We start from the raw sequence: 25,949 nt of genomic DNA on the forward strand, positions 1-25,949 counted from the left end.
CCCGTCCCCGCCCCCTCTCCGCAGCGGGAAGGGACGAATTGCTTGCGCGGGCGGATACCCTGGAGTGCAACCCAGAACGCCCCCGACCTCGAGGACCGACGCCGCCGTGTTCGATACTCTCTCCGACCGCTTGTCAGCCACTTTCAAGTCTCTGCGGGGCAAGGGCAGGCTGTCCGAGGCGGACATCGACGCCACGGCGCGGGAAATCCGCATCGCGCTGCTTGAGGCCGACGTGGCCCTGCCGGTCGTGCGGACGTTCATCAAGAACGTCAAGGAGCGCGCGCTCGGCGCCGAGGTCTCCAAGGCGCTGAACCCGGCCCAGCAGGTCCTCAAGATCGTCAACGACGAGCTGGTCACCATCCTCGGTGGCGAGACCCGCCGGCTGCGCTTCGCCAAGCAGCCGCCGACCGTGATCATGCTGGCCGGTCTCCAGGGCGCCGGCAAGACCACCCTCGCGGGCAAGCTCGGCCGCTGGCTCAAGGAACAGGGCCACTCGCCGCTGCTCGTCGCCTGCGACCTCCAGCGCCCGAACGCCGTCAACCAGCTCAGCGTCGTCGCCGAGCGCGCCGGCGTCGCGGTCTACGCGCCCGAGCCGGGCAACGGCGTCGGCGACCCGGTCAAGGTCGCCAAGGACTCCATCGACTTCGCGAGGTCGAAGGTCCACGACATCGTCATCGTCGACACCGCCGGCCGCCTGGGCATCGACCAGGAGATGATGCAGCAGGCGGCCGACATCCGGGACGCCGTCTCGCCCGACGAGATCCTGTTCGTCGTCGACGCGATGATCGGTCAGGACGCCGTCAACACCGCCGAGGCCTTCCGCGACGGCGTCGGCTTCGACGGTGTGGTGCTCTCCAAGCTGGACGGCGACGCGCGCGGTGGTGCGGCGCTGTCGATCCGGCAGATCACCGGCAAGCCGATCATGTTCGCGTCGAACGGCGAGAAGCTCGACGAGTTCGACGCCTTCCACCCGGACCGGATGGCCTCCCGCATCCTCGACATGGGTGACCTGCTCACCCTGATCGAGCAGGCGGAGAAGACCTTCAGCCAGGAAGAGGCCGCCAAGATGGCCTCCAAGCTGGCGTCCAAGAAGGGCCAGGAGTTCACCCTCGACGACTTCCTGTCCCAGATGGAGCAGGTCCGGAAGATGGGCTCCATCTCCAAGCTGCTCGGGATGCTGCCGGGCATGGGCCAGATCAAGGACCAGATCAACAACCTGGACGAGCGGGACGTCGACCGCACCGCCGCGATCATCAAGTCGATGACCCCGGCCGAGCGCCAGGACCCGACGATCATCAACGGCTCGCGCCGCGCCCGCATCGCCAAGGGTTCCGGTGTCGAGGTCAGCGCGGTGAAGAACCTGGTCGAGCGGTTCTTCGAGGCCCGCAAGATGATGTCGCGCATGGCGCAGGGCGGCGGGATGCCGGGCATGCCGGGGATCCCGGGCATGGGCGGCGGCCCGGGCCGCAGCAAGAAGCAGCCGAAGAAGGCCAAGGGCAAGCAGCGCTCCGGCAACCCGATGAAGCGCAAGCAGCAGGAGCAGGAGGAGGCCGCCCGCCGCGCGGCCGCCGCGCAGAACGGCGGCGCGTTCGGGCTGCCGGGCCAGCAGGCCGGCCAGGACTTCGAGCTGCCGGACGAGTTCAAGAAGTTCATGGGCTGACCGTCGTCGGACCGTGCGCCCGCCGGGGGCGCCCCCTCGCCGAGGGGGCGCCCCCGGCGTCGTACACGCCCGGGGAACGGCGGGCGCACGGCGCCGTACGCGCACAGGCTCGCGCGGCGGCCGGCGGAACCCGGCCGACGCCCCCCGCCGAGTTCAGCAAGCAGGACGGCGACGGCGAAACCGGCGAGATCCACTCGAGGCGAGTCCGAGACCCGGCGCCCCGCCTTCACGCTCGACCGGCTCCGGGAGGACCCGACCGGCCGTCGACGGGGCCGCGGTCGAGCCGGGCGACGTCGTCGGCTCAAGCACCCCGCACGCGTCACCGGCGTCCCGGGACGGTGGGCCTAGGGCACCCGGGCGATCAGGTAGCGGAAGACGTTCGGCATCCACACCGTGCGGTCCCGGCGGCGGTACGGACGCAGGGCGTCCCGCAGCTCCGCCTCGACCTGCTCCTGGTCGGTGGCGCCGACCGCCGCGTCGAACAGGCCGGTGGAGAGCAGTCCGCGCACCGCGCTGTCCAGGTCGGCGTAGCCGAAGGGGCAGGCGACCCGCCCCGAGCCGTCCGGGCGCAGCCCGGCGCGTTCGGCGACCTCCTCCAGGTCGTCGCGCAGGGCGGGGCGCCAGCGGCCCGCGCCACGCGCCGGGTCCGCGAGCTTGTCGGCCACCCGCAGCACGCCGGTGGTGGCGCAGCGCTCGGGCGGCCCCCAGCCGGCCAGCACCACCGCCGCCCCGCGCTTCGCGCGCGGCGTCGCCGCCGTGAGCAGCGCGGCGAGTCCCTCCGAGTCGCCCGCGCGGCACCCGATGGGCTCGAAGGCGGTGACCAGGCCGTAGCCGTCCCGGCGCACGTCGAGGTCGCCGAGCGAGTCGCCGACGACGGCATCGCCACCCGCGTGCGCGTCCGTCACCCGGGAGCGGAGCCGGTCGCGGGCGTACGTGAGCCGTTCGGGTGAGGAGAGCTCGACGCCGGTGACGGTGGCGCCCCGGGAGGCCGCCATCAGCAGGGCGAGGCCGCTGCCGCAGCCCAGGCCGAGCAGCCTGGTGCCGGGGCCCACGTCCAGTCGGTCGTGGACCGCCTCGTAGAGCGGCACCAGCATCCGCTCCTGGATCTCGGACCAGTCACGCGCGCGTGCACTCGGATCGACGCGGGGGGTGCCCCCCGCGCGCGGGTGCTGACGCACGAGCGTAGGTGTCATATGCAAGCGCCCCATTCCGCCGAGAGTTGCCTCTGTCCCCGTTCTCCTGAAGCCCCCGTGACGTGCGGTCGCCCCCCGTATGTCAGGAAACTCCGGGCTCGCGGTGGCGTCCAGTGGTACGGGGCCGCGGCTTGGCCGCAGGCGCGCGCCGGGGCGAGATTTCACCTGCCGGCAATGCGCGCGACACGGCGTCGCACGGGCGGCGCCCGCGCCGTCGGCCGAGGACGGTGGGGCGGTGCGGGGCGCCGGGGAGGCACCCGGTAACGTCACAGGAGCCGGGCGCGCTGACCCAAGTGGGGCCGACTCGGCCGAAAACGCCCCTTGCGGTCTCGACGGACGCCCGCGGACCGGCCCGCGCACCGGCGCGTACACGCCGGGCGCACGCGTCGGGGCGTACGTCAGGCTACGTACCACCTTGTGATGAGCTGTGCGGCTTCTCCGCGGATCGGCGCACCCGCCCTCGTCGGGACGCATGAGCGGCAACTGACGGGTACGTGCAAATTATTTGGGATGCCCCGGAATAGGAACACAGCGGTACCCCGGCTCGTTGTCATTACGTGAGCACGACACAGACACCACCTGTTCTCGCCGCGGAGCTGGCGCAGGCGTGGGCCGACATTCAGCGGCACCACCCCGAGCTGCCCGATCTCGCCGCGCCGGAGTCCCTGATCGGAGAGTCGTCGTCCGCCTGCGGACACGAACTCTCCTTCGAGCGACTGCTGCACGAGGCAGTCCATGGCATCGCCGCCGCGCGCGGGATCCGCGACACCTCCCGCGCCGGCCGCTATCACAACCGCCGCTTCCTCGCGATCGCCGAGGAGCTGGGCCTGGACCACCCCGAGGAACCGCACCCGAGCAGCGGTTTCTCGCTGGTCACGCTCAACCCCGAGGCCAAGCGGCGCTACCGCCCGACGATCGAGCGCCTCCAGCGGGCCCTGAAGGCGCACACGGCGGCCACCTCCGCCGACACGGCCCGCACCTTCCGCGGCCCGGCCGCCCGCCACGGCTCGTCCGGCGGCGGCGTGCGGGTCAAGGCGGTGTGCGACTGCGGGCGCAACGTCCGGGTCGTGCCGTCGGTCCTGGCGCAGGCCCCGATCGTGTGCGGCGGCTGCGGCAAGCCGTTCCGGATCCCCGAGGTGGTCGGCGCGGGCACGGCGGGCTGAGGCCGCCGGCATCTCGTGGATGCCGGCGGCGGGGCGGTTCGTGCCGGGGTGCCGACGCGAGGTACCGGCGCGCGGGTCCCCCGCTCGGGGAGCGGGGGGAGGCAGCCCGCGCCGCCGGACCGCGCACCCGACGCCGTTTCACCTCTGCGCCGGGTGCTCCGCACCCATGCCCGGACGCCCCCAGGTCGGAAGTGCCCCGTGGGATGTGGCAGAATGGCCAGCTGTACTCGACAGCCGCACAGGACCCCTCTCTCCTCCGGCTGACGCGTCCATCGGGCACTCGGGTACCGCAACCCCACGCGGCATGCTCGCCGTGCCCAACCACGTCAAATCCAGGAGAACCCACTCCCGTGGCAGTCAAGATCAAGCTGAAGCGTCTGGGCAAGATCCGTTCGCCTCACTACCGCATCGTCGTCGCCGACTCCCGCACCCGCCGTGACGGCCGTGCGATCGAGGAGATCGGCAAGTACCACCCGACGTACAACCCGTCGGTCATCGAGGTCGACGCCGAGCGCGTGGCGTACTGGCTCGGTGTCGGCGCCCAGCCGACCGAGCCGGTTCTCGCCATCCTGAAGAAGACCGGTGACTGGCAGAAGTTCAAGGGCGAGCCCGCCCCGGCTCCGCTGCTCGTCGCCGAGCCGAAGAAGGCGCGCCCGTCGTTCGAGGCCCTGGCCGGCGACGACGAGGGCAAGGGTGAGGCCATCACCCAGAAGAAGAAGGCTGAGAAGAAGGACGAGGCCGCGGCCGAGTCCTCCGAGTCGACCGAGGCCTGAGCATGCTCGAGGAGGCTCTCGAGCACCTCGTGAAGGGCATCGTCGACAACCCTGACGATGTGCAGGTCGCCTCGCGCAACCTGCGCCGCGGACGGGTGCTCGAGGTCCGGGTCCACCCCGACGACCTCGGCAAGGTGATCGGCCGCAACGGCCGCACCGCACGCGCGCTGCGGACCGTCGTGGGCGCCATCGGCGGCCGCGGTGTCCGCGTCGACCTGGTCGACGTGGACGACGTCCGCTGACGCAACACAGCACCGGCTCGGGCCGGGGAGGGCCACTGGGCCGTCCCCGGCCCGCAGTCGTGTGAGCCGCCTTCGGCTCGCAGTCGTTCGACAGGAGAGCAAGCACAGTGCAGCTGGTAGTCGCACGGATCGGCCGCGCCCACGGCATCAAGGGCGAGGTCACCGTGGAGGTCCGCACCGACGAGCCCGAACTGCGGCTCGCCCCCGGCGCCGTACTCGCCACCGACCCCGCCTCCGCGGGGCCCCTCACCATCGCCACCGGCCGTGTCCACAGCGGCCGCCTCCTCCTGCGCTTCGAGGGGGTCACCGACCGCAACGGCGCCGAGGCCCTGCGCAACACCCTGCTGATCGCCGACGTCGACCCCGCGGAACTGCCCGAGGGGGAGGACGAGTACTACGACCACCAGCTGATCGACCTCGACGTGGTCACCGCGGACGGGGCGGAGGTCGGCCGGATCACCGAGATCTCGCACCTGCCCACCCAGGACCTGTTCATCGTCGAGCGGCCCGACGGCAGCGAGGTGATGATCCCCTTCGTCGAGGAGATCGTCACCGAGATCGACCTGGCGGAGCAGAGGGCCGTCATCGACCCGCCGCCCGGGCTGATCGACGACCGCGCGGAGATCGCCTCCAGCCGCGACGAGTCCGGCGAGTCCGGCGAGTCCGGCGGGGACGAGGCGTGATGCGGCTCGACGTCGTCACCATCTTCCCCGAGTACCTGGAACCGCTGAACGTCTCCCTCGTCGGCAAGGCCCGCGCGCGCGGGCGGCTGGACGTGCGGGTGCACGACCTGCGGCAGTGGACGTACGACCGGCACAACACGGTCGACGACACCCCGTACGGCGGCGGTCCCGGCATGGTCATGAAGACCGACCCCTGGGGCGACGCCCTGGACACCGTCCTGGCCGACGGCTACGAGACCGGCTCGCACGGCCCGGCCCTCATCGTCCCCACCCCCAGCGGCCGCCCCTTCACCCAGGAACTGGCCGTCGAGCTGTCCGAGCGGCCCTGGCTGATCTTCACCCCGGCCCGCTACGAGGGCATCGACCGGCGGGTCGTCGACGAGTACGCCACCCGGATACCGGTCCACGAGGTGTCCATCGGCGACTACGTGCTGGCCGGCGGCGAGGCGGCCGTCCTGGTCATCACGGAGGCCGTGGCGCGGCTGCTGCCCGGTGTCCTCGGCAACGCCGAGTCGCACCGCGACGACTCCTTCGCGCCCGGCGCCATGGCGAGCCTCCTGGAGGGGCCCGTCTACACCAAACCGCCCGAGTGGCGCGGCCGCGGCATCCCGGAGGTGCTGCTCAGCGGACACCACGGCAAGATCGCCCGCTGGCGCCGCGACGAGGCACTGCGGCGCACCACCCGCAACCGGCCCGACCTGATCGAGCGCTGCGAGCCCGGGGCGTTCGACAAGAAGGACCGCGAGATGCTCTCCATCCTGGGCTGGGCGCCCGACCCGGAGGGCGAGCCGTACGGCCGATTTTGGCGCAGGACCGGTGACGTGGAAGAATAGGCCGCTGTTGTGCGCCGTCCGGCGTGCGCCCCTGCCACAGGGGGACACGACGCCCGCCCCGACGCGCACGGCCCATCCCAGAACCTCTAGTTCCCGTTGATGACCTGTGGCATCAGCGAAGAAAGCAGACGAAATGTCTCACCTGCTCGACTCCGTCGACTCCGCGTCGCTGCGGAGCGACATCCCGGCCTTCCGCCCGGGTGACACCGTCAACGTCCACGTCCGCGTCATCGAGGGCAACCGCTCCCGTGTGCAGCAGTTCAAGGGCGTGGTGATCCGTCGCCAGGGTTCCGGCGTGCGCGAGACCTTCACGGTCCGCAAGGTCTCCTTCTCCGTCGGCGTCGAGCGCACCTTCCCGGTGCACACCCCGATCGTGGAGAAGATCGAGCTCGTCACCCGCGGTGACGTCCGCCGCGCCAAGCTGTACTACCTGCGCGAGCTGCGCGGCAAGGCGGCGAAGATCAAGGAGAAGCGCGAGAACTGAGCGCTTCCCGGGGCTCGTCCCCGTGGGGTCCACAGCGGAGCCGGATAGCATCGGGCACCGATGGACACCGAAGCACAGCCGACGGAGCGCGACCGCTCCTCCGAACCCGCTCCGCCGGGCCCGGAGGGCCGGTCGCGTTTCGCGTTGGTGCCGCGGATCGCCGGCCGGCTGCCGGGCGGGCGGATCACCCTGACCGCGCTGGTCTGCCTGTTCTTCCTGCTGCTGCTCAACACCCTGGTGGCGCAGCCGTTCCAGATCCCCAGCGGATCGATGGAGCCCGGATTGAGGATCGGCGACCGCGTTCTCGTAAACAAGGTGGCGTACCGTTTCGGAGCCGAGCCGCGGCGGGGTGACGTCGTCGTGTTCGACGGCACCGGGTACTTCGGTGACGCCGACTACATCAAGCGCGTGGTGGGCGTAGGGGGAGACCGGGTGGTCTGCTGCGACAGGGAGGGGAGGCTGCGGGTGAACGGCCGGTCGGTCGACGAGTCGGCGTTCCTGCACGCCGGCGACCGTGCGTCGACGGTGCCCTTCGACGTGGTCGTGCCCGAGGGCCGGCTCTTCGTCCTCGGCGACCACCGCAGCGCCTCCAGCGACTCCCGCGACCACCTGGGCTCGCCCGGCGGCGGCATGATCCCCGTGGCGGACGTGATCGGCCGCGCGGACTGGATCGTCTGGCCCGTCGGCCACCTCACGCGCCTGGACCGGCCGGATGTCTACGCGCGCGTACCGGGGGGTTCCGGCGCGGCGGGCGGTGCCCATGGGTAACCGCGGAAAACCGCGCGGCACGCCGAGCAGTCCCGTCGACGACCTCCTGCCCACCGGCAGCCGGCGCGCCTCCCGGCCGGCCGGCGGGCGTACCCGCGCGGAGCGGCGCAAGCTGCAGCGCAAGGTCAAGCGCCGCCGGCGCCGGTCGGCCATCAAGGAGATACCGCTCCTCATCGGCGTCGCCGTCCTGATCGCCCTGGTCCTGAAGACGTTCCTGGTCCAGGCCTTCGTCATCCCCTCGGGCTCCATGGAGCAGACGATCCAGATCGGCGACCGGGTCCTGGTCGACAAGCTCACCCCGTGGTTCGGCTCCCGGCCGGAGCGCGGCGACGTCGTCGTCTTCAAGGATCCGGGCGGCTGGCTCCAGGACGAGCTGCCCGCCCAGAAGAAGGACGACCCCGTCGTCGTCAAGCAGGTCAAGGAAGGGCTCACCTTCATCGGCCTGCTGCCCTCCGACAACGAGAAGGACCTGATCAAGCGGGTCGTGGGGGTCGGCGGTGACCGCGTCAGGTGCTGTGACGCGCAGGGCAGGGTCACCGTCAACGGCGTCCCCCTGAACGAGGCGGACTACCTGTACCCCGGCAACGCGCCCTCCACCACGCAGTTCGACGTCACCGTGCCGGAGGGCCGCCTGTGGGTCATGGGCGACCACCGGGACAACTCCGCGGACTCCCGGGCCCACCAGGACACCGACTACGGCGGCACGGTCTCCGAGGACCAGGTGGTCGGCCGGGCCGTCGTCATCGCCTGGCCGTTCAACCACTGGACCACGCTGGACGAACCGGAAACCTTCGCCTCCGTGTCCGACCCGGCGTCCGGTTCGGCCGCTGCCGCCCCTGTGTCGCATAGGGTTGCCTCCGACGTTCCGCGCGCGCCGGATCCGGGGCCCCCGGACCCTGGCGCGCCGGATCCGAACGCAATGACCCACCTCCCGAGCCCTGCGGAACTCCCGCTCGTTATGGGAGTGGTGGGCCTGCGCCGTACCCGGGGCAGGCAGCGGCACAGAGTAAGGAGTTGGCGTGGGGGATGTGGCGGTTGGCGCACGGTCCGGACACGACGGCGAGGAGCACCGCGGACACCCCGTGGAAGCGGCCGGCCCGGCCGTGGACGGCGCCGTCGGCTCCGGGAGTGACACAGCGGCCGAGGACGGCAGGGTGAGCGACGAACAGGACCGGGCCGGGGACCAGGAACCGGGCGGCTCCGCCGCCACGCCCGCCAGGAAGCAGCGTTCCTTCTGGAAGGAGCTGCCGATCCTGATCGGTATCGCGCTGGTGCTGGCGCTGCTGATCAAGACGTTCCTGGTGCAGGCGTTCTCGATCCCCTCCGACTCGATGCAGAACCTCCTGCAGAAGGGCGACCGGGTCCTCGTCGACAAGCTCACCCCGTGGTTCGGCTCCGAGCCGGAGCGCGGCGAGGTGGTCGTCTTCCACGACCCGGACCAGTGGCTGGCGGGCGAGGTGACGCCCGAGCCCAACGCCCTGCAGACCTTCCTCAGCTGGATCGGCCTCATGCCGTCCGCGGAGGAGAAGGACCTGATCAAGCGGGTCATCGGGGTCGGCGGCGACACCGTGGAGTGCAAGGGCACGGGACCGCTGAAGGTCAACGGCAAGGCGCTGAACGAGCCGTACGTGTACCCCGGCAACACACCGTGCAGCGTGGACGACACCGGTGGCCAGTTCAAGGTGAAGGTGCCCGAGGGCTACCTGTGGGTGATGGGCGACCACCGGCAGAACTCGCGCGACTCGCGCTACAACCAGTCGGACAAGTACCACGGCATGGTCCCCGTGGACGAGGTCGTCGGACGGGCCATCGTCAAGGCCTGGCCGATCAACCGCTGGGGCACCCTGCCGGTTCCGGACACCTTCGACCAGCCGGGGCTGAACGACAAGGCGTCGGCCGCCGCGCTGACGGCCGCGCCGCAGGCGCTGGCCCTGGCGGGCGTGGTGCCGGTGGCGCTGTGGCGGCGCAGGAAGCACGGCGACGACGAGGGCCGCTGAGAGCGGCACAAGACCGCTCCGCCGCGACGGCGCCAGGGCTGACCGGCGCGGGTACCGCCGGGTAGGGTGCGGACCCATGGGCGGCGAGAGCACGACACGTACGGCCCCGCGCAGCGCGGGCACAGGCAACGGCCCGGCGGGCGGCCGGACCGGACAGCGACTGTCCGGGCTGGCGGTCGCGCTGGGCCTCGTGCTGTTCCTCGCCGCGTTCGGCTGGGGCGCGGTGGTCTACCGGCCGTACACCGTGCCGACCACCTCCATGGCCCCGACCATCGATGCCGGCGACCGGGTCCTCGCCCAGCGGATCGACGGCGCGCAGGTACGGCGCGGCGACGTCGTGGTCTTCAAGGACGCGAGCTGGGGTGACGCGCCGCTGATCAAGCGGGTGGTGGCCGTCGGCGGAGACACCGTGGCCTGCTGCCGGAACGGCCGGCTGACGGTCAACGGCAAGCAGATCGAGGAGCCCTATCTGGCCGACGGCCAGGCCGGGGCGGCCGGCTTCCCGACGGTCACCGTGCCCGAGGGACGGCTGTTCCTGCTCGGTGACGAGCGGCACGGTTCGCTGGACTCCACCGCCCATCTGACCGACGCCGCGCGCGGCACCGTGGCCCGCGACAGGGTCTCCGCGCGGGTCGACGCCGTGGTGTGGCCGATGGACGGCATGCTGCCGCGTCCGGCCGGCTTCGAGGCGCTGGGCGGCCCGCTGTCCGAACCGGGGCCGCTGCGGACCGTGGTCGCGCTGATCGTCGGGGGCGCGGTGCTGGTGCTCGGCGGCGCCGCCTACGGCCCGCTGGCCCAGCGCGCGGCCCGGGCCCGGGCCCGGACGGAGACTCCCGGTGCCCGCTGAGCCCACGGGTGCGGGCACGGCCGGCGAGCTGTCCGGCGAGGTGCGCCGGGTGGCCCGGGTCGTGCTGCTCGACCCGGACGACCGCATCCTGCTGCTGCACGGCCACGAGCCCGGCGATCCGGCCGACGACTGGTGGTTCACCCCCGGCGGCGGTGTCGAGGGCGACGAGACCCGTGAGGAGGCCGCACTGCGGGAACTCGTCGAGGAGACGGGCATCACGGACGTCGAGCTCGGCCCGGTCCTGTGGCGGCGGATGTGCTCCTTCCCGTTCGCCGGCCGCCGCTGGACCCAGGACGAGTGGTACTACCTGGCCCGTACCAGCCAGACGGCGACCCGGGCCACGGGTCTCACCGAGCTGGAGCGGCGCAGCGTCGTCGGAGCGCGATGGTGGACGTGCCGGGAACTGGCCCGGGCACATGAGACGGTGTATCCGACCAGACTCGCCGGGCTGCTGCGCAGGCTGCTCGACGAAGGTCCCCCCGCCCGTCCGGAGATCCTCGACACGGAAATCGTCTAGGGGTTCGCGGGACTGGCGCACAATGGTGGGATCGCACGGCTGAAGGGGAACATGCCATGAGCGCCGAGGACCTCGAGAAGTACGAGACCGAGATGGAGCTGAAGCTCTATCGGGAGTACCGCGATGTCGTCGGTCTGTTCAAGTACGTGATCGAGACCGAGCGGCGCTTCTATCTGACCAACGACTACGAGATGCAGGTGCACTCGGTCCAGGGTGAGGTGTTCTTCGAGGTGTCCATGGCGGACGCCTGGGTGTGGGACATGTACCGGCCGGCCCGGTTCGTGAAGCAGGTGCGGGTGCTGACGTTCAAGGACGTGAACATCGAGGAGCTGAACAAGAGCGACCTGGAACTGCCGGGCGGGTGATCGGGGCGGCCTGCGGTGGATGACCGGCACCGGTGCGGGTGACGGAGTTGTCCACAGCCGCCGGGTTGTCCACCAAGATCCACTCCGCGGTGGCGGATGCGTGACGGTTGGCGCCGGAGGTGGTGCCGACATGAACACGCATCTGGCGCGCGGCGCACTCGGCAGGTACGGCGAGGAGCTGGCCGCGCGGCGGCTGGCCGATGCCGGGATGACGGTCCTGGAGCGCAACTGGCGGTCCGGACGGGCCGGTGAGATCGACATCGTGGCGCGGGACGGCGACGCCCTCGTGGTCTGCGAGGTGAAGACCCGCAGGGCCGGGCGGTTCCAGCACCCCATGGCCGCGATCACCCCCGTCAAGGCGGCCCGGCTGCGCCGGCTCGCCGAACGCTGGCTGCAGGAACACGGAGGAGCGCCGCCCGGCGGGGTCCGCATCGACCTGGTCGGCGTCGTCCTGCCCCACCGCGGCGCTCCCGTCGTCGAGCACGCCCGGGGGGTGGCCTGAGATGGGCTTCGCACGCACCTGCTCGGTCGCCCTGGTGGGCGTCGAGGGCGTCGTCGTGGAGGTGCAGGCCGACCTGGAACCGGGTGTCGCCGCGTTCACCCTGGTCGGACTGCCGGACAAGAGCCTCACGGAGAGCCGCGACCGGGTCCGGGCGGCGGTGGTGAACTCCGGGGGCGAGTGGCCGCAGAAGAAACTGACGGTGGGCCTGAGCCCGGCCTCGGTCCCGAAGAGCGGAAGCGGCTTCGATCTTGCCGTGGCGGCCGCCGTGCTCGGGGCGACCGAGCGGATCGACCCCCGGGTCCTGGCCGACATCGTGATGATCGGCGAGCTGGGCCTGGACGGCCGGGTGCGCCCGGTGCGCGGCATCCTGCCCGCCGTGCTGGCCGCCGCCGGCGCCGGGTACGAACAGGTGGTCGTGCCCGAGTGCGCGGCCGCCGAGGCAGCCCTGGTCCCCGGTGTCTCGGTGCTCGGCGTGCGCAGTCTGCGCCAGCTGATCGCCGTCCTGGCGGACGAACCGGTACCGGACGAGGAGCGGGACGACCCGGGCCGCCCGGACCCGCTGCTCGCCGGGCTGCGCGTGCCCGGCACCGGAGCCGCCACGGGCATCCACAGCACGGGCGCCGCCCAGCACGACCTAGGTCACGACCTCGCCGACGTCGTGGGCCAGGTCTCGGCCCGCACGGCGGTGGAGGTCGCCGCCGCCGGCGGGCACCACCTGTTCCTGGAGGGCCCGCCCGGCGCCGGCAAGACGATGCTGGCCGAGCGGCTCCCCGGCATCCTGCCCCGGCTCGGCCGGGAGGAGTCGCTGGAGGTGACGGCGGTGCACTCGGTGGCGGGCCTGCTGCCCCCGGACAAGCCGCTGGTCGACGTCGCGCCCTACTGCGCCCCGCACCACTCGGCCACCATGCAGGCGCTCGTCGGCGGCGGCGCCGGCGTCGCCCGGCCCGGCGCGGTCTCCCTCTCCCACCGGGGCGTGCTGTTCCTCGACGAGGCCCCGGAGTTCCGCAGCCAGGCCCTGGACGCGCTGCGGCAGCCCCTGGAGTCGGGACACGTCGTGATCGCCCGGAGCGCGGGCGTGGTGCGGTTCCCCGCGAAGTTCCTGATGGTGCTCGCGGCGAACCCTTGCCCGTGCGGACGCTTCTCGGCCGCGGGCGACCGGTGCGAGTGCCCGGCGTCCGCGGTCCGCCGCTACCAGGCCAGGCTCTCCGGGCCGCTCCTCGACCGGGTCGACCTGAGGGTGGAGGTGGATCGGGTCTCGCGCGCGGAGCTGACCGGTCTGGCCGCCCGCGGGGAGTCCACCGCGACCGTCGCCGCCCGGGTGCGCGCGGCCCGGGAGCGGGCGGCGGCCCGCCTGGCGGGTACGCCGTGGCGGACGAACAGCGAGGTGCCCGGGCGGGAGCTGCGCAGCCGCTGGCACGCGGTGAGCGGTGCCATGGACGAGGCGGAGCGCCACTTGGAGCGCGGGGCGCTGAGCGCCCGCGGCCTCGACCGGGTCCTGCGGGTCGCCTGGACCGTCGCCGACCTTGCGGGCCACGACCGGCCGGACGCGACCGACGTCACCCTCGCCCTCCAGCTGCGCACGGGCGTCCCCCGCGGCGTGCCCATGGCGATCGGGGCACTCACATGACCGGTGGCGCCGACGCCGACCTGCTGGCACGTGTGTTCCTCACCCGGGTCGTCGAGCCCGGCGACGAGATCGCCGGACGGTGGGTCCGGGACCTGGGCGCCGAGGAGGTGGCGCGGCGGCTGCGGGGGCCGGGCGGACCGCTGCCCGGGGTGAGCGGGCGGCGATGGGACGGGATGCGGGCCCGGGCGCTGCGGGCCGAGCCCGAGCGGGACCTCGACGTCGCACGCGCGGCCGGAGTGCGGTTCCTCTCGCCGGGGGACGGCGAGTGGCCCCGGCAGCTCGACGATCTCGGGCACGCCCGGCCACTGGGCCTGTGGGTGCGCGGTCGGGCGAGCCTGCGCATGTGGGCCCTGCGGTCCGTCGCCGTCGTGGGAGCGCGGGCCTGCACCGAGTACGGGGCCCACATGGCCGCCGAACTCGCCGCGGGGCTCGCGGAGCGCGGCTGGGTGGTGGTCTCCGGTGGTGCCTACGGCGTCGACGGCGCCGCCCACCGGGGGGCCCTCGGCGCGGGCGGTGCCACCGTCGCCGTTCTGGCCTGCGGGGTCGACCGGCCCTATCCGCCCGGTCACACCGAGCTGATCACCAGGATCGCCGCACAGGGACTCGTGGTCGGCGAGCTGCCGCCCGGGGACCATCCGACCCCGAGCAGGTTCGTGCTGCGCAACCGGGTGATCGCCGCGCTCACCCGGGGCACCGTGGTCGTGGAGGCCGCCCACCGCAGCGGCTCGCTCGTCACCGCGCGGGCCGCCCAGCGGCTGGGCAGACACACCATGGGCGTGCCCGGGCCGGCGACCAGCGGCCTGTCGGCGGGGGTGCACGAGCTGCTGCGCGGAGAGGCGGTGCTGGTCACCGACGCCGCGGAGGTCGTGGAGCTGGTCGGCGGGATCGGTGAACTGGCACCGGACCGGCGCGGACCGGTGCTGCCCAGGGACCTGCTCGCCCCGGACGCCCGCCGGGTGCTGGACGCACTGCCCGGGCGGGGCGCGGCCCGGCCCGCGGACATCGCCGGCGGCGCCCAGACCACGGAGGACGACGCGGTCGCGAGACTGTACGAGCTTCGAGCACTTGGGTACGTCGAACGACACGGCGACGGCTGGAAGTTGACACGCCAGGCGATGATCTCCGTCCGACGCGATCGGGACCCCCGCTGACCCAGCGTGTTCGGCCGTCCGGGGGAACCCCTACAGCCCTGGGAAATCACGGAGTTGGAGGAATACGGCGGTCACGCACAGCGACCGCCGTGCCGCGGGAGGGCGCGCAGCGGAACGTATCTGCGCCCCCTTTCCACTCCGGTGTTCGCGCACCGCGACAGCTCAGTCACGCTACGCTCACGAGGATTCCGGCACAGACCCGGTGACTCCACACCGGAGCGACAGCTCACCCAGGTACCACCCTTCACGGCAGAACGGCACAAGGCGACGAATGCCCCAGCACACCTCCGGATCCGACCGGGCGGCGATCCCCTCCGCCGCCCGCGACGGTGGCGGCGTGCGGCCGCCCGCTCCCTCGACGCTCGACGAGCTCTGGCGGTCGTACAAGGCCACGGGTGACGACCGGCTGCGCGAGCAGCTGATTCTGCACTACTCGCCGCTCGTCAAGTACGTGGCGGGACGGGTGAGCGTGGGGCTGCCGCCCAATGTCGAGCAGGCCGATTTCGTGTCCTCCGGGGTCTTCGGGCTCATCGACGCGATCGAGAAGTTCGACATCGACCGGGAGATCAAGTTCGAGACCTACGCCATCACCCGGATCCGCGGCGCGATGATCGACGAACTGCGCGCCCTGGACTGGATCCCGCGGTCCGTGCGGCAGAAGGCGCGCAATGTGGAGCGGGCCTACGCCACCCTGGAGGCGCGGTTGCGGCGCACCCCGAGCGAGGTCGAGGTGGCCGCCGAACTGGGCATGGCCGTCGACGAACTGCACGCCGTGTTCAGCCAGTTGTCCCTGGCCAACGTGGTGGCCCTGGAGGAGCTGCTGCACGTCGGGAGCGAGGGCGGGGACGGGCTCAGCTTCATGGACACGCTGGAGGACACCGCCGCGGACAACCCCGTCGAGGTGGCCGAGGACCGGGAGCTGCGGAGGTTCCTGGCGCGGGCGATCAACACGCTGCCGGAGCGCGAGAAGACCGTCGTCACGCTCTACTACTACGAGGGGCTGACGCTCGCCGAGATCGGGAACGTGCTGGGGGTGACCGAGAGCCGGGTCAGCCAGATCCACACCAAGTCCGTGCTCCAGCTGCGGGCGAAGCTGGCCGGTTTCGGGCGATGAGCCGGCGGTGACGCCGGGTCACTCCCGTCCGGGGTGGCCGATCCGTAAAGTGAGGGTGTGCCAAGGATTCGAGCGGCCTCCGTGGCCGAGCACCGGTCGATGCAGCGAGCCGCCCTGCTGGACGCGGCGCGGTCCCTGTTGTCCGAGGGCGGGACGGAGGCGCTGACCTTCCCGGCCCTCGCCGAGCGGACGGGGCTGGCGCGCTCCTCCGTCTACGAGTACTTCCGGTCGCGGGCCGCGGTGGTCGAGGAGCTGTGCGAGGTCGACTTCCCCGTGTGGGCGGCGGAGGTCGAGGCGGCGATGGCCGCCGCACAGGGGCCGGAGGCCAGGGTCGAGGCGTATGTGCGGCGGCAGCTCACGCTGGTCGGGGACCGGCGGCACCGGGCCGTGGTGGCCATCTCGGCCAGTGAGCTGGACGCCGGGGCGCGGGAGAAGATCCGGGCCGCGCACGGGGCGCTCGTCGCCATGATCGTGGACGTGCTGGGCGAGCTGGGGCACACGGAGCCCCGGCTGGCGGCGATGATGCTGCAAGGGGTCGTGGACGCGGCCGTGCGCCGGATCGAGCTGGGGGCGGAGGCGCCGGAGGTCGTCGCGGACGCGGCGGTGCGGATGGCTCTGCGGGGCGTGCTGGGCGGCTGACGCCGCGACGCCCCTCGGGCCGGGGCCGGGGCCGGGGCCGGCCGCGGCCGGGCCCCGCGGCGCCCAGCGCCGGACCGACCAGGGACGCGTCCGTCCGGCGTCTCCGGTGCGTGCCGTGCCTCCGGGGCGGCCGGGACGTGCACGGTGTCCCCCTGGCCCACCCGTGGCCGCCCCGCGCGGCAACGCGGGCCCACGGTGGTCGAGTGGGCTGAATGAGGGCGTCCGGCTCGGTGTGAGGGCGCCGTGGGCAGTCGGGGGTGTGGCCCGCCGTAGGCATGCCCGTGAGTCGGTGCGCGCCGCTGCGGCTGTCGGGCGAGCTGAGTGGGGGACCGGAGACTCGGCGTGACGGGGCTCCCGTGCACCTCCCTGGCCGCACGACGGCGTCCGGCTCGGTGTGAGGGTGCCGTGGGCAGGCGGGGGTGTGGCCTGGCGGCAGGGGGGCTGCGGGTCGGCGCGCACCGCAGCGGTGGACGGTCCCGCCCCGGGCGGTACGCGGCGGGGCCGAGGGCTCAGGGAGGCGGGGTGCCGAGGACCGGCAGCAGGACGGAAGGGCCCGCGTTCAGCAGCCACGGGGGCAGCAGCGACAGGGGGTCCAGATAGGTCCCGTCCCTGCGCAGGCCCCAGTGGACGCAGGTGACCGGGCAGTGGGAGCCCGTCGGTTCCACCGTGCCCAGCACCTCGCCGGCCGCCACCTCGTCCCCCGTGCGCACGGACGCAAAAACCGGCTCGTACGTCGTGCGGAGCGGCGGCTCGCCGGTGCCCGGCAGGTCGACGGAGACCACGCCCCTGCCCGCCACGCGGCCCGCGAACGTCACCCGGCCGGCCGCCACCGCGAGGACCGGCGCGGACGGCCGGGCCGCGAGGTCCACGCCGCGGTGCCCCCGGGCGTACGGGGTGGGCGGCGGGTCCCAGGCGCGGAGGACCGCCGGACGGCCGGCGAGCGGCCAGGACCGGCCGGCCGAGGGGACGGGCGCCGCCGAGGGCGCCACCGAAGGCGCAGGCGGGGGCGCCGCAGGCGGGGCGCCGTCCGCGTGGCGCGCCGACGGGCCCGCCGTCAGCAGGAGCCCCAGCGGGACCGCCCACACCAGGTGCGCGTATCGCTTCGTTCGCATGCCCCGAACCGTCCCGCAGACCCGCCGGCCACGGCCCGGGCCTGTGGACCAGTCCCCGGTTGTGGACAGCGGCGTCACCCGGGGCTCCGGCCGTCCCGTACACTTCTGATGGCGATCCGGGTCACCGGGTCGACTTCGCACGCCCCGACACCGGGTGCCGGCACCGTCCGGGACCTCGGAGTCAGCGCCCCTCGGTCCTTCGTGGCAACGGCGCGCTGCGGGCGTCAGGCGCGGGAGCCGTCCGGCATCCGCGGCACAACCGGGAAATTCAAGGAGAAACGGCCATGGCCGTCGTCACGATGCGGGAGCTGCTGGAGAGCGGCGTCCACTTCGGTCACCAGACCCGTCGCTGGAACCCGAAGATGAAGCGCTTCATCTTCACCGAGCGCAACGGCATCTACATCATCGACCTGCTCCAGTCGCTGTCGTACATCGACCGCGCCTACGAGTTCGTCAAGGAGACCGTCGCCCACGGCGGCACGGTCATGTTCGTCGGCACGAAGAAGCAGGCGCAGGAGGCCATCGCCGAGCAGGCCACCCGCGTCGGCATGCCTTACGTCAACCAGCGCTGGCTGGGCGGCATGCTCACCAACTTCTCGACCGTCTACAAGCGTCTGCAGCGCCTGAAGGAGCTGGAGCAGATCGACTTCGAGGACGTCGCGTCCTCCGGTCTGACCAAGAAGGAGCTGCTGGTCCTCTCCCGCGAGAAGGCCAAGCTGGAGAAGACCCTCGGCGGTATCCGCGAGATGCAGAAGGTGCCCAGCGCCGTCTGGATCGTGGACACCAAGAAGGAGCACATCGCCGTTGGTGAGGCCCGGAAGCTGAACATTCCGGTCGTCGCGATCCTCGACACCAACTGCGACCCCGACGAGGTCGACTACAAGATCCCGGGCAACGACGACGCGATCCGCTCCGTCACCCTGCTCACCCGTGTGATCGCCGACGCCGTCGCCGAGGGCCTCATCGCCCGTTCCGGCGTCGCCACCGGTGAGAAGGGCGAGAAGGCCGCGGGCGAGCCGCTCGCCGAGTGGGAGCGCGACCTGCTCGAGGGCGAGAAGAAGGCGGAGACCGAGGACGCCGCTCCGGCCGCCGCCGAGGCCCCGGCCTCCGAGGCCCCGGCCGCCGAGGCCCCGGCCGCCGAGGGCGAGCAGGCCTGACCGTCAGCGTCAGCCGTTGACGGCGGGAGCGGTACTGCGGGCGCCTGGGCGCCACCGGGTCCGCTCCCGCCGTTCACCCGTAGGTCGGCGCGGCGTGCGCGATCGTCACCCGCATCGCGCACCGTGCTGATCTCCGATCCTCCAGACTTCGAGAAAGATTCACAGACTCATGGCGAACTACACCGCCGCCGACGTCAAGAAGCTCCGTGAGCTCACGGGCGCCGGCATGATGGACTGCAAGAAGGCGCTGGACGAGGCCGAGGGCAACGTCGAGAAGGCCGTCGAGGCGCTGCGCATCAAGGGCCAGAAGGGCGTCGCCAAGCGCGAGGGCCGCTCCGCCGAGAACGGCGCCGTGGTCTCGATCATCGCCGACGACAACGCCTCCGGTGTCCTCGTCGAGCTGAAGTGCGAGACGGACTTCGTCGCCAAGGGCGAGAAGTTCCAGGCCGTGGCCCAGGCCATCGCCGAGCACGTCGCCAAGACGAAGCCGGCCGACCTGGAGACCCTGCTCGCCTCCGAGATCGAGGCCGGCAAGACCGTCCAGGCCTTCGTGGACGAGGCCAACGCGAACCTCGGCGAGAAGATCGTCCTGGACCGCTTCGCGCAGTTCGCCGACGGCTTCGTGCTCGCCTACATGCACCGCACGATGCCCGACCTGCCCCCGCAGATCGGTGTCCTCGTCGAGCTCGACAAGCCGAACGCCGAGGTCGCCAAGGGCGTCGCCCAGCACATCGCCGCCTTCGCGCCGAAGTACCTCTCCAAGGAGGACGTCCCGGCCGAGGTCGTCGAGTCCGAGCGCCGCATCGCCGAGGAGACCACCCGCGCCGAGGGCAAGCCCGAGGCCGCGATCGCCAAGATCGTCGAGGGTCGCCTCAACGGCTTCTTCAAGGACGCGACGCTGCTCGGCCAGCCGTACGCGCTCGACAACAAGAAGTCCGTCCAGAAGGTTCTGGACGAGGCCGGTGTCACCCTGAAGCGCTTCGCGCGCATCAAGGTCGGCATCTGAGTCCGTACCGCGACGGGTACTCGGTCCCGATAGGGTCGAGTGCGATCGTTCGCGTACGCCGCCACGCACACGCGCGTGGCGGGCGACAGCAGATCTGACGAGGAGGCCATTGCCGCGCATGGGATGCGAACGACACCCCACCGGCAATGGCCTTCTTCGTATGTGCAACACGTGAAAGAGGCGGGATCCCCCATGACGACCAAGGCCCAGAAGAGCGACGACGGCAAAGTGCCCGGCCGGTTTCTGCTGAAGCTGTCCGGAGAGGCCTTCTCCGGTGGCGGGGGCCTGGGCGTCGACCCCGACGTGGTGCACAAGATCGCCCGCGAGATCGCGTCCGTCGTCCGTGACGGCGCGCAGATCGCCGTCGTCATCGGCGGCGGCAACTTCTTCCGCGGCGCCGAACTCCAGCAGCGCGGCATGGACCGCGCCCGCTCCGACTACATGGGCATGCTCGGCACCGTGATGAACTGCCTCGCCCTCCAGGACTTCCTGGAGAAGGAGGGCATCGACAGCCGGGTCCAGACCGCCATCACCATGGGCCAGGTCGCCGAGCCGTACATTCCGCTGCGCGCCGTGCGCCACCTGGAGAAGGGCCGCGTGGTCATCTTCGGCGCCGGTATGGGCATGCCGTACTTCTCCACCGACACCACCGCCGCCCAGCGCGCCCTGGAGATCGACGCCGAGGCGCTGCTGATGGGCAAGAACGGAGTGGACGGGGTCTACGACTCCGACCCGAAGACCAACCCGGACGCCGTGAAGTTCGACGCGCTCGGCTACGGCGAGGTCATCACGCGCGATCTGAAGGTCGCCGACGCCACGGCCATCACGCTCTGCCGTGACAACCGGCTGCCGATCCTCGTCTTCGAGCTTCTGGCCGAGGGCAATATCGCCCGGGCCGTCAAGGGTGAGAAGATCGGCACGCTGGTGGGTGACCAGGGCAGCCGGAACTGACCGGTTGAACCGCGGAGCCCGGCCGGGGGATGGACAATGTCTCACCGGTCGGGAACCGTGCAGGAACAAGACGCGACGCAGCCGGCCGCCGACCACAACACGTCGACCGCAGCCGGGCCTACTCAAGACACGCAGGAGCAAGTGGTGATCGAAGAGACCCTCCTCGAGGCCGAGGAGAAGATGGAGAAGGCCGTCGTGGTCGCCAAGGAGGACTTCGCCGCGATCCGCACCGGCCGTGCGCACCCGGCGATGTTCAACAAGATCGTGGCCGACTACTACGGCGCGCCGACGCCGATCAACCAGCTGGCCTCGTTCTCCGTGCCGGAGCCGCGCATGGCCGTCGTGACCCCGTTCGACAAGAGCGCGCTGCGCAACATCGAGCAGGCGATCCGCGACTCCGACCTGGGCGTCAACCCGAGCAACGACGGCAACATCATCCGAGTGGTGTTCCCGGAGCTGACCGAGGAGCGCCGCCGCGAGTACATCAAGGTCGCCAAGGGCAAGGGCGAGGACGCGAAGATCTCGATCCGCTCGGTGCGCCGCAAGGCCAAGGACGCCATCGACAAGCTGATCAAGGACGGCGAGATCGGCGAGGACGAGGGCCGCCGTGCGGAGAAGGAGCTCGACGACACCACCGCGAAGTACGTCGCCCAGGTGGACGAGCTCCTGAAGCACAAGGAAGCCGAACTGCTCGAGGTCTGATGAACGACTCTTCCTGGGGGACGCCGCAGACCGGGTACTGGGGGCCGTCCGACCAGGGGCCTGTCCAGGGGTCCGCCCCGGCGGGTCCCGCGTACGACGCGCGGGACGCGCAGCAGACTCGGCCCATGCCCATCGTGCCCGAAGGACCCGCACACGGCGGACACCAGGATGACGACCGGGGGGCCGCTCGGCCGAGCGGCCCGCTGTTCCGCGACGAGCCGTACCGCGACCCGGCCTTCCACGGCCGGACGCTCGACGGCCGGCCGTTCCACGACACGTTCCAGCACGAGACGTACCGCGACGAGAGCACGCCGGCGCGGCCCCACGGGCCGGCGTCGCAGAATCCGGATCCCATGCCCGACTCCCCGCAGCCGGCCCCCGCACCGCAGAAGAAGAGCGCGGGCCGGGATCTCGGCGCCGCGATAGGGGTCGGTGTCGGGCTCGGCGCGGTGATCGTCGCGTCGCTGTTCGTCGTCAAGGCCGTGTTCGTCGGCGTGATCGCGGTCGCCGTGGTGGTCGGACTGTGGGAGCTGACGAAGCGGCTGGAGGAGCGCAAGGGCATCCGCGCGCCGCTGGTGCCGCTGGCGGTCGGCGGCGCGGCCATGGTGGCCGCCGGGTACGTCCGGGGCGCCGAGGGCGCGTGGGTGGCGATGGCGCTCACCGCGCTCGCGGTGCTCGTCTGGCGGATGACGGAGCCGCCGGAGGGCTATCTGAAGGACGTCACGGCCGGTGTCTTCGCCGCGTTCTACGTGCCGTTCCTGGCCACGTTCGTCGCGATGATGCTGAAGGCCGGGGACGGGCCGTGGCGGGTGCTGACGTTCCTGCTGCTGACCGTGGTCAGCGACACCGGGGCGTACGCCGTCGGCTGGCGGTTCGGCAAGCACAAGCTGGCGCCGCGGATCAGCCCCGGCAAGACCCGCGAGGGCCTGCTGGGCGCGGTGGCGTTCGCGATGGCCGCGGGCGCGCTGTGCATGGAGTTCCTGGTGGACGGCGGGGCCTGGTGGCACGGGCTGCTGCTGGGGCTCGCGGTCGCGGCCAGCGCCACGCTGGGCGACCTCGGCGAGTCCATGATCAAGCGGGACCTCGGGATCAAGGACATGGGCACCCTGCTGCCGGGACACGGCGGCATCATGGACCGGCTCGACTCGCTGCTGCCGACCGCGCCGGTCGTGTGGCTGCTGCTGGTGGTCTTCGTCGGGAGCGGCTGACCGGCCGCGCGCCCCGCACCGTGGAGCCCCCGCCCCTCCGGCGGGGGTTTCGCGTTTCCGCCAGCCGTGGCCCCCGGTGCGGGGGAGTGGGACGATGCCGGTGTACGTCCCTGTGCGGGCCGCACCCAGGGAGGTCGCCATGACCGCCATCCGACGGTCCATCGTCGTGGACCGCAGACCCGAGGACGTCTGCGCGTACGTGCTGGACGCGTCCCGCCTGCCGGAGTGGCAGGCGAGCGCGGTGACCGCCGAACGGCTCGACACGGGGCCGCCGCACATCGGCTCCCGTACCCGGATCGTCCGGCGCGTGGGCAGCCGTGAGATGCCCACGACGATGGAGATCACCGACTACAACCCGCCGTACAGCTGGTCGATGCGCGGGGTCGACGGACCCGTCCGCGGCCTCCTCCGCGGCGAGATCGAACCGCTGGACGAGGGCCGCCGCTCCCGGGTCACGCTGGAGCTGGACTTCGACAGCCACGGCATCGGGCGGGTGCTGGTGCCCCTCCTGGTCCGTCCGATGGCCCGCAAGGAGATGCCGATCAACGAGCGCAGGCTGAAGGACCGCCTGGAGAGCGGCGCGGCGTAGCCCTCCGCCCGGGGCGCCACTTCGGGCCCGGCCGGGCTTGACGGCGAGCAGGTACCCTGGAAGAGCTCGCGGCCCGGCCGCGGGCCCTTCCGTCGCCCCCGCCCCACCGCGGGGGTCGTCCCGAGAGGTCCCTGGCTCCGGCACCGCCCGCCGTGGTCCCCGCCCGCCGCGGGGGTGCCAGGCCCCGCCCGTCATGAGGAGTCGTCCGACCGTGGCACGCCCAGTTCCCGGTGAGCTCACCTTCGTCGCCCCGCGCGGAGCCAAGAAGCCGCCGCGGCACCTCGCCGATCTCACGCCCGCGGAGCGGAAGGACGCCGTCGCCGAGATCGGTGAGAAGCCGTTCCGTGCCAGGCAGCTCTCGCAGCACTACTTCGCGCGGTACGCGCACGACCCCGAGCAGTGGACCGACATCCCCGCCGGTTCCCGCGACAAGCTGCGCGAGGCGCTGTTCCCGGACCTGATGACGGTCGTCCGGCATCTGTCGACCGACGAGGGCGCCACCCGCAAGACGCTGTGGCGGCTGTTCGACGGCACCCTCGTGGAGTCGGTGCTGATGCGCTACCCGGACCGGGTGACCATGTGCATCAGCTCCCAGGCGGGCTGCGGGATGAACTGCCCGTTCTGCGCGACGGGACAGGCGGGCCTGGACAGGAACCTGTCCACCGCCGAGATCGTCCACCAGATCGTGGACGGCATGCGGGCGCTGCGGGACGGCGAGGTGCCGGGCGGGCCCGCGCGGCTGTCGAACATCGTCTTCATGGGCATGGGAGAGCCGCTCGCCAACTACAAGCGGGTGGTCGGCGCCATCCGCGCCCTCACCGACCCTGCCCCCGACGGCCTGGGCCTGTCGCAGCGCGGCATCACCGTGTCGACGGTCGGGCTGGTCCCGGCGATCCACCGGTTCGCCGACGAGGGCTTCAAGTGCCGGCTGGCGATCTCGCTGCACGCGCCCGACGACGAGCTGCGCGACACGCTCGTTCCGGTCAACACCCGGTGGAAGGTCCGCGAGGTCCTGGACGCCGGCTTCGACTACGTCGAGAAGTCGGGGCGCCGGCTGTCCATCGAGTACGCGCTGATCCGGGACATCAACGACCAGGCGTGGCGCGGTGACCGGCTGGGGCGGCTGCTCAAGGGCAAGCCGGTGCACGTCAACCTGATCCCGCTGAACCCGACGCCGGGGTCGAAGTGGACCGCCTCCCGGCCCGAGGACGAGAAGGCGTTCGTCGAGGCCATCGCCGCCCACGGTGTGCCGGTGACGATCCGGGACACCCGTGGCCAGGAGATCGACGGGGCGTGTGGTCAGCTCGCCGCCACCGAGAGGTAGTCTGACCGCCGTCACGACAACTGCATCATCCGAACATCCGCATATTCCGAACATTCCGACAGGGGAGCGCCACAGCGCTGAGAGTGCGGCACCCGGCCGCAGACCCTCCGAACCTGGCCCAGGTCATTCTGGGTAGGGAGATCGGTCACCACTCGAGCTGTTGCGCCCTGCCCGGGAGCCACCGGATTCCTCCGGAAGGCCCCGGGCGGGGCCGCGTCTCTTCCTGGTCACCCCAGGAGGAATCAGTGAGCATCACCAAGCAGGCCGCGATCGTGGCCGTCGGGCTGGGCCTGGTCGCGCTGTCCGCGTGCGGGTCGTCCGACGGCGACCGGGCGTCCGGCGGCGACACCCGGACCGTCACGCTGGTCAGCCACAACTCGTGGGCCGTCTCGAAGGACGTCCTCGCCGCCTTCGAGAAGCAGTCCGGCTACCAGGTGCGGGTCCTGGAGGACGGCGACGCCGGGCAGGCCGTCAACAAGGCGATCCTGACCAAGGACAACCCGCAGGGCGACGTCTTCTTCGGCGTCGACAACACCCTGCTGTCCCGCGCCCTCGACAACGATCTGTTCCAGCCGTACGAGCCGAAGGGCTCCGACCGGGTCCTGCCCGAGTACCGCGCCGACGGGGACGAGCACCGGGTCACGCCCGTCGACACCGGCGACATCTGCGTCAACTACGACAAGGCGTACTTCAGCGAGCACCGGCTGGCCCCGCCTGACTCCCTCGACGACCTGATCAAGCCGGCGTACAAGGACCTGCTCGTCACCGAGAACCCCGCCACCTCCTCCCCGGGCCTCGGCTTCCTGCTCGGCACCGCCGCGCAGTACGGCGACGACGGCTGGACCGGCTACTGGAAGAAGCTGAAGGCCAACGGAGTGAAGGTGGTCGACGGCTGGGAGCAGGCCTACAACGAGGAGTTCTCCGGCTCCGCGGGCGGCCGCAAGGCGGGCGCCGACCGGCCGCTGGTCGTGTCGTACGCCTCCTCCCCGCCCGCCGAGGTGATCTACGCCGACCCGAGGCCGGAGACCGCCCCGACCGGGGTCGCCGAGGGCACCTGCTTCCGGCAGGTCGAGTACGCGGGCCTGCTGAGCAACGCGCGCAACCCCGAGGGCGGCAAGGCGCTGCTCGACTTCATGCTCACCAGGACGTTTCAGGACGACATGCCGCTGAACATGTTCGTCTACCCGGTGACCGGGGACGCCCGCATCCCCGAGGAGTTCGCGCAGTACGGGCCGCAGGCGAAGGACCCGCGGACCATGGACCCGGCGAAGATCGCCGCCAACCGTGACGACTGGGTCAAGTCGTGGACCTCGCTCGTACTGAAGTAGCCCCCCGCGAGGGC

The 25,949-nt window shown here is 72.1% G+C and carries 28 protein-coding genes and 1 riboswitch; of the genes, 26 read left to right on the forward strand and 2 right to left on the reverse strand.

Going from position 1 to position 25,949, the window contains the following annotated elements; translation table 11 throughout:
• Positions 1 to 106: 106 nt before the first annotated feature.
• A complete protein-coding gene (gene ffh / locus SGLAU_RS23840) occupies positions 107 to 1,660 on the forward strand; it encodes a signal recognition particle protein (protein WP_043504405.1) in 1,554 nt (517 codons plus the stop codon).
• A 344-nt stretch (positions 1,661 to 2,004) separates the two neighbouring features.
• Here ffh and SGLAU_RS23845 read toward each other — a convergent pair whose 3' ends face one another.
• Complete coding sequence (locus SGLAU_RS23845) at positions 2,005 to 2,853, reverse strand: class I SAM-dependent methyltransferase (RefSeq protein WP_078957861.1); 849 nt, start codon at positions 2,851 to 2,853, stop codon at positions 2,005 to 2,007.
• A 557-nt stretch (positions 2,854 to 3,410) separates the two neighbouring features.
• Here SGLAU_RS23845 and SGLAU_RS23850 point away from each other — a divergent pair.
• The 17 genes from SGLAU_RS23850 to SGLAU_RS23930 all read left to right on the forward strand — a co-directional run bounded on the left by SGLAU_RS23850 (position 3,411) and on the right by SGLAU_RS23930 (position 16,558).
• On the forward strand, positions 3,411 to 4,016 hold the full coding sequence (locus SGLAU_RS23850) for a hypothetical protein (RefSeq protein WP_043504408.1): 606 nt from the start codon (positions 3,411 to 3,413) through the stop codon (positions 4,014 to 4,016).
• A 350-nt stretch (positions 4,017 to 4,366) separates the two neighbouring features.
• On the forward strand, positions 4,367 to 4,789 hold the full coding sequence (gene rpsP / locus SGLAU_RS23855; RefSeq protein ID WP_043504409.1) for a 30S ribosomal protein S16: 423 nt from the start codon (positions 4,367 to 4,369) through the stop codon (positions 4,787 to 4,789).
• A 2-nt stretch (positions 4,790 to 4,791) separates the two neighbouring features.
• The gene (locus SGLAU_RS23860) at positions 4,792 to 5,031 is read left to right on the forward strand and encodes an RNA-binding protein (RefSeq protein WP_030612780.1); all 240 of its coding nucleotides are present in this window, start codon (positions 4,792 to 4,794) and stop codon (positions 5,029 to 5,031) included.
• A gap of 107 nt (positions 5,032 to 5,138) precedes the next feature.
• A complete protein-coding gene (gene rimM / locus SGLAU_RS23865; RefSeq protein WP_043504410.1) occupies positions 5,139 to 5,714 on the forward strand; it encodes a ribosome maturation factor RimM in 576 nt (191 codons plus the stop codon).
• Positions 5,714 to 6,547, forward strand: a complete 834-nt coding sequence (trmD, locus tag SGLAU_RS23870) for a tRNA (guanosine(37)-N1)-methyltransferase TrmD (RefSeq protein WP_043504411.1) — start codon at positions 5,714 to 5,716, stop codon at positions 6,545 to 6,547. The genes rimM and trmD overlap by 1 nt, the downstream gene beginning before the upstream one ends.
• A 133-nt stretch (positions 6,548 to 6,680) precedes the next feature.
• Entirely contained in the window at positions 6,681 to 7,031 is a 351-nt protein-coding gene (gene rplS / locus SGLAU_RS23875; protein WP_043504413.1) for a 50S ribosomal protein L19, read from the forward strand.
• Between the two features lie 60 nt (positions 7,032 to 7,091).
• Positions 7,092 to 7,799 (forward strand): signal peptidase I, encoded by a 708-nt coding sequence (lepB, locus tag SGLAU_RS23880; protein ID WP_043504415.1) that lies wholly within the window; start codon positions 7,092 to 7,094, stop codon positions 7,797 to 7,799.
• Complete coding sequence (gene lepB / locus SGLAU_RS23885; protein ID WP_043504416.1) at positions 7,792 to 8,931, forward strand: signal peptidase I; 1,140 nt, start codon at positions 7,792 to 7,794, stop codon at positions 8,929 to 8,931. Before lepB (SGLAU_RS23880) ends, lepB (SGLAU_RS23885) begins: the two co-directional genes overlap by 8 nt.
• A complete protein-coding gene (lepB, locus tag SGLAU_RS23890) occupies positions 8,819 to 9,796 on the forward strand; it encodes a signal peptidase I (protein WP_078957862.1) in 978 nt (325 codons plus the stop codon). Before lepB (SGLAU_RS23885) ends, lepB (SGLAU_RS23890) begins: the two co-directional genes overlap by 113 nt.
• Before the next feature lie 76 nt (positions 9,797 to 9,872).
• Positions 9,873 to 10,643: a signal peptidase I gene (lepB, locus tag SGLAU_RS23895; RefSeq protein ID WP_043504420.1), complete on the forward strand. Its 771-nt coding sequence runs from the start codon at positions 9,873 to 9,875 to the stop codon at positions 10,641 to 10,643.
• On the forward strand, positions 10,633 to 11,160 hold the full coding sequence (locus SGLAU_RS23900) for an NUDIX hydrolase (protein ID WP_043504421.1): 528 nt from the start codon (positions 10,633 to 10,635) through the stop codon (positions 11,158 to 11,160). Before lepB (SGLAU_RS23895) ends, SGLAU_RS23900 begins: the two co-directional genes overlap by 11 nt.
• A gap of 56 nt (positions 11,161 to 11,216) precedes the next feature.
• A complete protein-coding gene (locus tag SGLAU_RS23905) occupies positions 11,217 to 11,525 on the forward strand; it encodes a DUF2469 domain-containing protein (protein WP_003965949.1) in 309 nt (102 codons plus the stop codon).
• A 100-nt stretch (positions 11,526 to 11,625) separates the two neighbouring features.
• A complete protein-coding gene (locus tag SGLAU_RS23910; RefSeq protein ID WP_078957863.1) occupies positions 11,626 to 12,027 on the forward strand; it encodes a YraN family protein in 402 nt (133 codons plus the stop codon).
• A 1-nt stretch (position 12,028) separates the two neighbouring features.
• Positions 12,029 to 13,654, forward strand: a complete 1,626-nt coding sequence (locus tag SGLAU_RS23915) for a YifB family Mg chelatase-like AAA ATPase (RefSeq protein WP_043504423.1) — start codon at positions 12,029 to 12,031, stop codon at positions 13,652 to 13,654.
• Positions 13,651 to 14,805, forward strand: a complete 1,155-nt coding sequence (gene dprA, locus SGLAU_RS23920) for a DNA-processing protein DprA (RefSeq protein ID WP_043504424.1) — start codon at positions 13,651 to 13,653, stop codon at positions 14,803 to 14,805. The genes SGLAU_RS23915 and dprA overlap by 4 nt, the downstream gene beginning before the upstream one ends.
• Before the next feature lie 271 nt (positions 14,806 to 15,076).
• Positions 15,077 to 15,919 carry an RNA polymerase sigma factor WhiG gene (gene whiG, locus SGLAU_RS23925; protein ID WP_043504425.1) on the forward strand — a complete coding sequence of 281 codons (843 nt, stop codon included), beginning with the start codon at positions 15,077 to 15,079 and terminating at the stop codon, positions 15,917 to 15,919.
• Positions 15,920 to 16,000: 81 nt separating this feature from the next.
• Positions 16,001 to 16,558, forward strand: a complete 558-nt coding sequence (locus SGLAU_RS23930; RefSeq protein WP_043504426.1) for a TetR/AcrR family transcriptional regulator — start codon at positions 16,001 to 16,003, stop codon at positions 16,556 to 16,558.
• Positions 16,559 to 17,067: 509 nt separating this feature from the next.
• On the opposite strand, the gene SGLAU_RS23935 is transcribed toward SGLAU_RS23930, so the two are convergent.
• Positions 17,068 to 17,670 (reverse strand): murein hydrolase activator EnvC family protein, encoded by a 603-nt coding sequence (locus tag SGLAU_RS23935; protein ID WP_043504428.1) that lies wholly within the window; start codon positions 17,668 to 17,670, stop codon positions 17,068 to 17,070.
• A gap of 284 nt (positions 17,671 to 17,954) precedes the next feature.
• Between SGLAU_RS23935 and rpsB the strand changes: the two genes are divergently transcribed.
• The 8 genes from rpsB to SGLAU_RS23975 all read left to right on the forward strand — a co-directional run bounded on the left by rpsB (position 17,955) and on the right by SGLAU_RS23975 (position 25,935).
• Complete coding sequence (gene rpsB, locus SGLAU_RS23940) at positions 17,955 to 18,827, forward strand: 30S ribosomal protein S2 (RefSeq protein ID WP_043504429.1); 873 nt, start codon at positions 17,955 to 17,957, stop codon at positions 18,825 to 18,827.
• A gap of 169 nt (positions 18,828 to 18,996) precedes the next feature.
• The gene (tsf, locus tag SGLAU_RS23945; RefSeq protein ID WP_043504430.1) at positions 18,997 to 19,833 is read left to right on the forward strand and encodes a translation elongation factor Ts; all 837 of its coding nucleotides are present in this window, start codon (positions 18,997 to 18,999) and stop codon (positions 19,831 to 19,833) included.
• Positions 19,834 to 20,025: 192 nt separating this feature from the next.
• Positions 20,026 to 20,784 carry a UMP kinase gene (pyrH, locus tag SGLAU_RS23950; protein WP_043504431.1) on the forward strand — a complete coding sequence of 253 codons (759 nt, stop codon included), beginning with the start codon at positions 20,026 to 20,028 and terminating at the stop codon, positions 20,782 to 20,784.
• 144 nt (positions 20,785 to 20,928) lie between these two features.
• Entirely contained in the window at positions 20,929 to 21,486 is a 558-nt protein-coding gene (frr, locus tag SGLAU_RS23955) for a ribosome recycling factor (RefSeq protein WP_043506945.1), read from the forward strand.
• A complete protein-coding gene (locus tag SGLAU_RS23960) occupies positions 21,486 to 22,694 on the forward strand; it encodes a phosphatidate cytidylyltransferase (RefSeq protein ID WP_043504433.1) in 1,209 nt (402 codons plus the stop codon). The genes frr and SGLAU_RS23960 overlap by 1 nt, the downstream gene beginning before the upstream one ends.
• 139 nt (positions 22,695 to 22,833) lie before the next feature.
• Positions 22,834 to 23,283, forward strand: coding sequence for an SRPBCC family protein (locus SGLAU_RS23965; RefSeq protein ID WP_043504434.1), 450 nt, complete (start codon positions 22,834 to 22,836; stop codon positions 23,281 to 23,283).
• 193 nt (positions 23,284 to 23,476) lie between these two features.
• The gene (gene rlmN, locus SGLAU_RS23970; RefSeq protein ID WP_043504435.1) at positions 23,477 to 24,607 is read left to right on the forward strand and encodes a 23S rRNA (adenine(2503)-C(2))-methyltransferase RlmN; all 1,131 of its coding nucleotides are present in this window, start codon (positions 23,477 to 23,479) and stop codon (positions 24,605 to 24,607) included.
• Positions 24,608 to 24,657: 50 nt separating this feature from the next.
• Positions 24,658 to 24,764: riboswitch (TPP riboswitch) on the forward strand.
• 88 nt (positions 24,765 to 24,852) lie between these two features.
• Positions 24,853 to 25,935, forward strand: a complete 1,083-nt coding sequence (locus tag SGLAU_RS23975; protein WP_043504437.1) for a thiamine ABC transporter substrate binding subunit — start codon at positions 24,853 to 24,855, stop codon at positions 25,933 to 25,935.
• Positions 25,936 to 25,949: the final 14 nt, after the last annotated feature.

The organism is Streptomyces glaucescens (assembly GCF_000761215.1).
In the GTDB taxonomy this organism is placed as follows: domain Bacteria; phylum Actinomycetota; class Actinomycetes; order Streptomycetales; family Streptomycetaceae; genus Streptomyces; species Streptomyces glaucescens_B.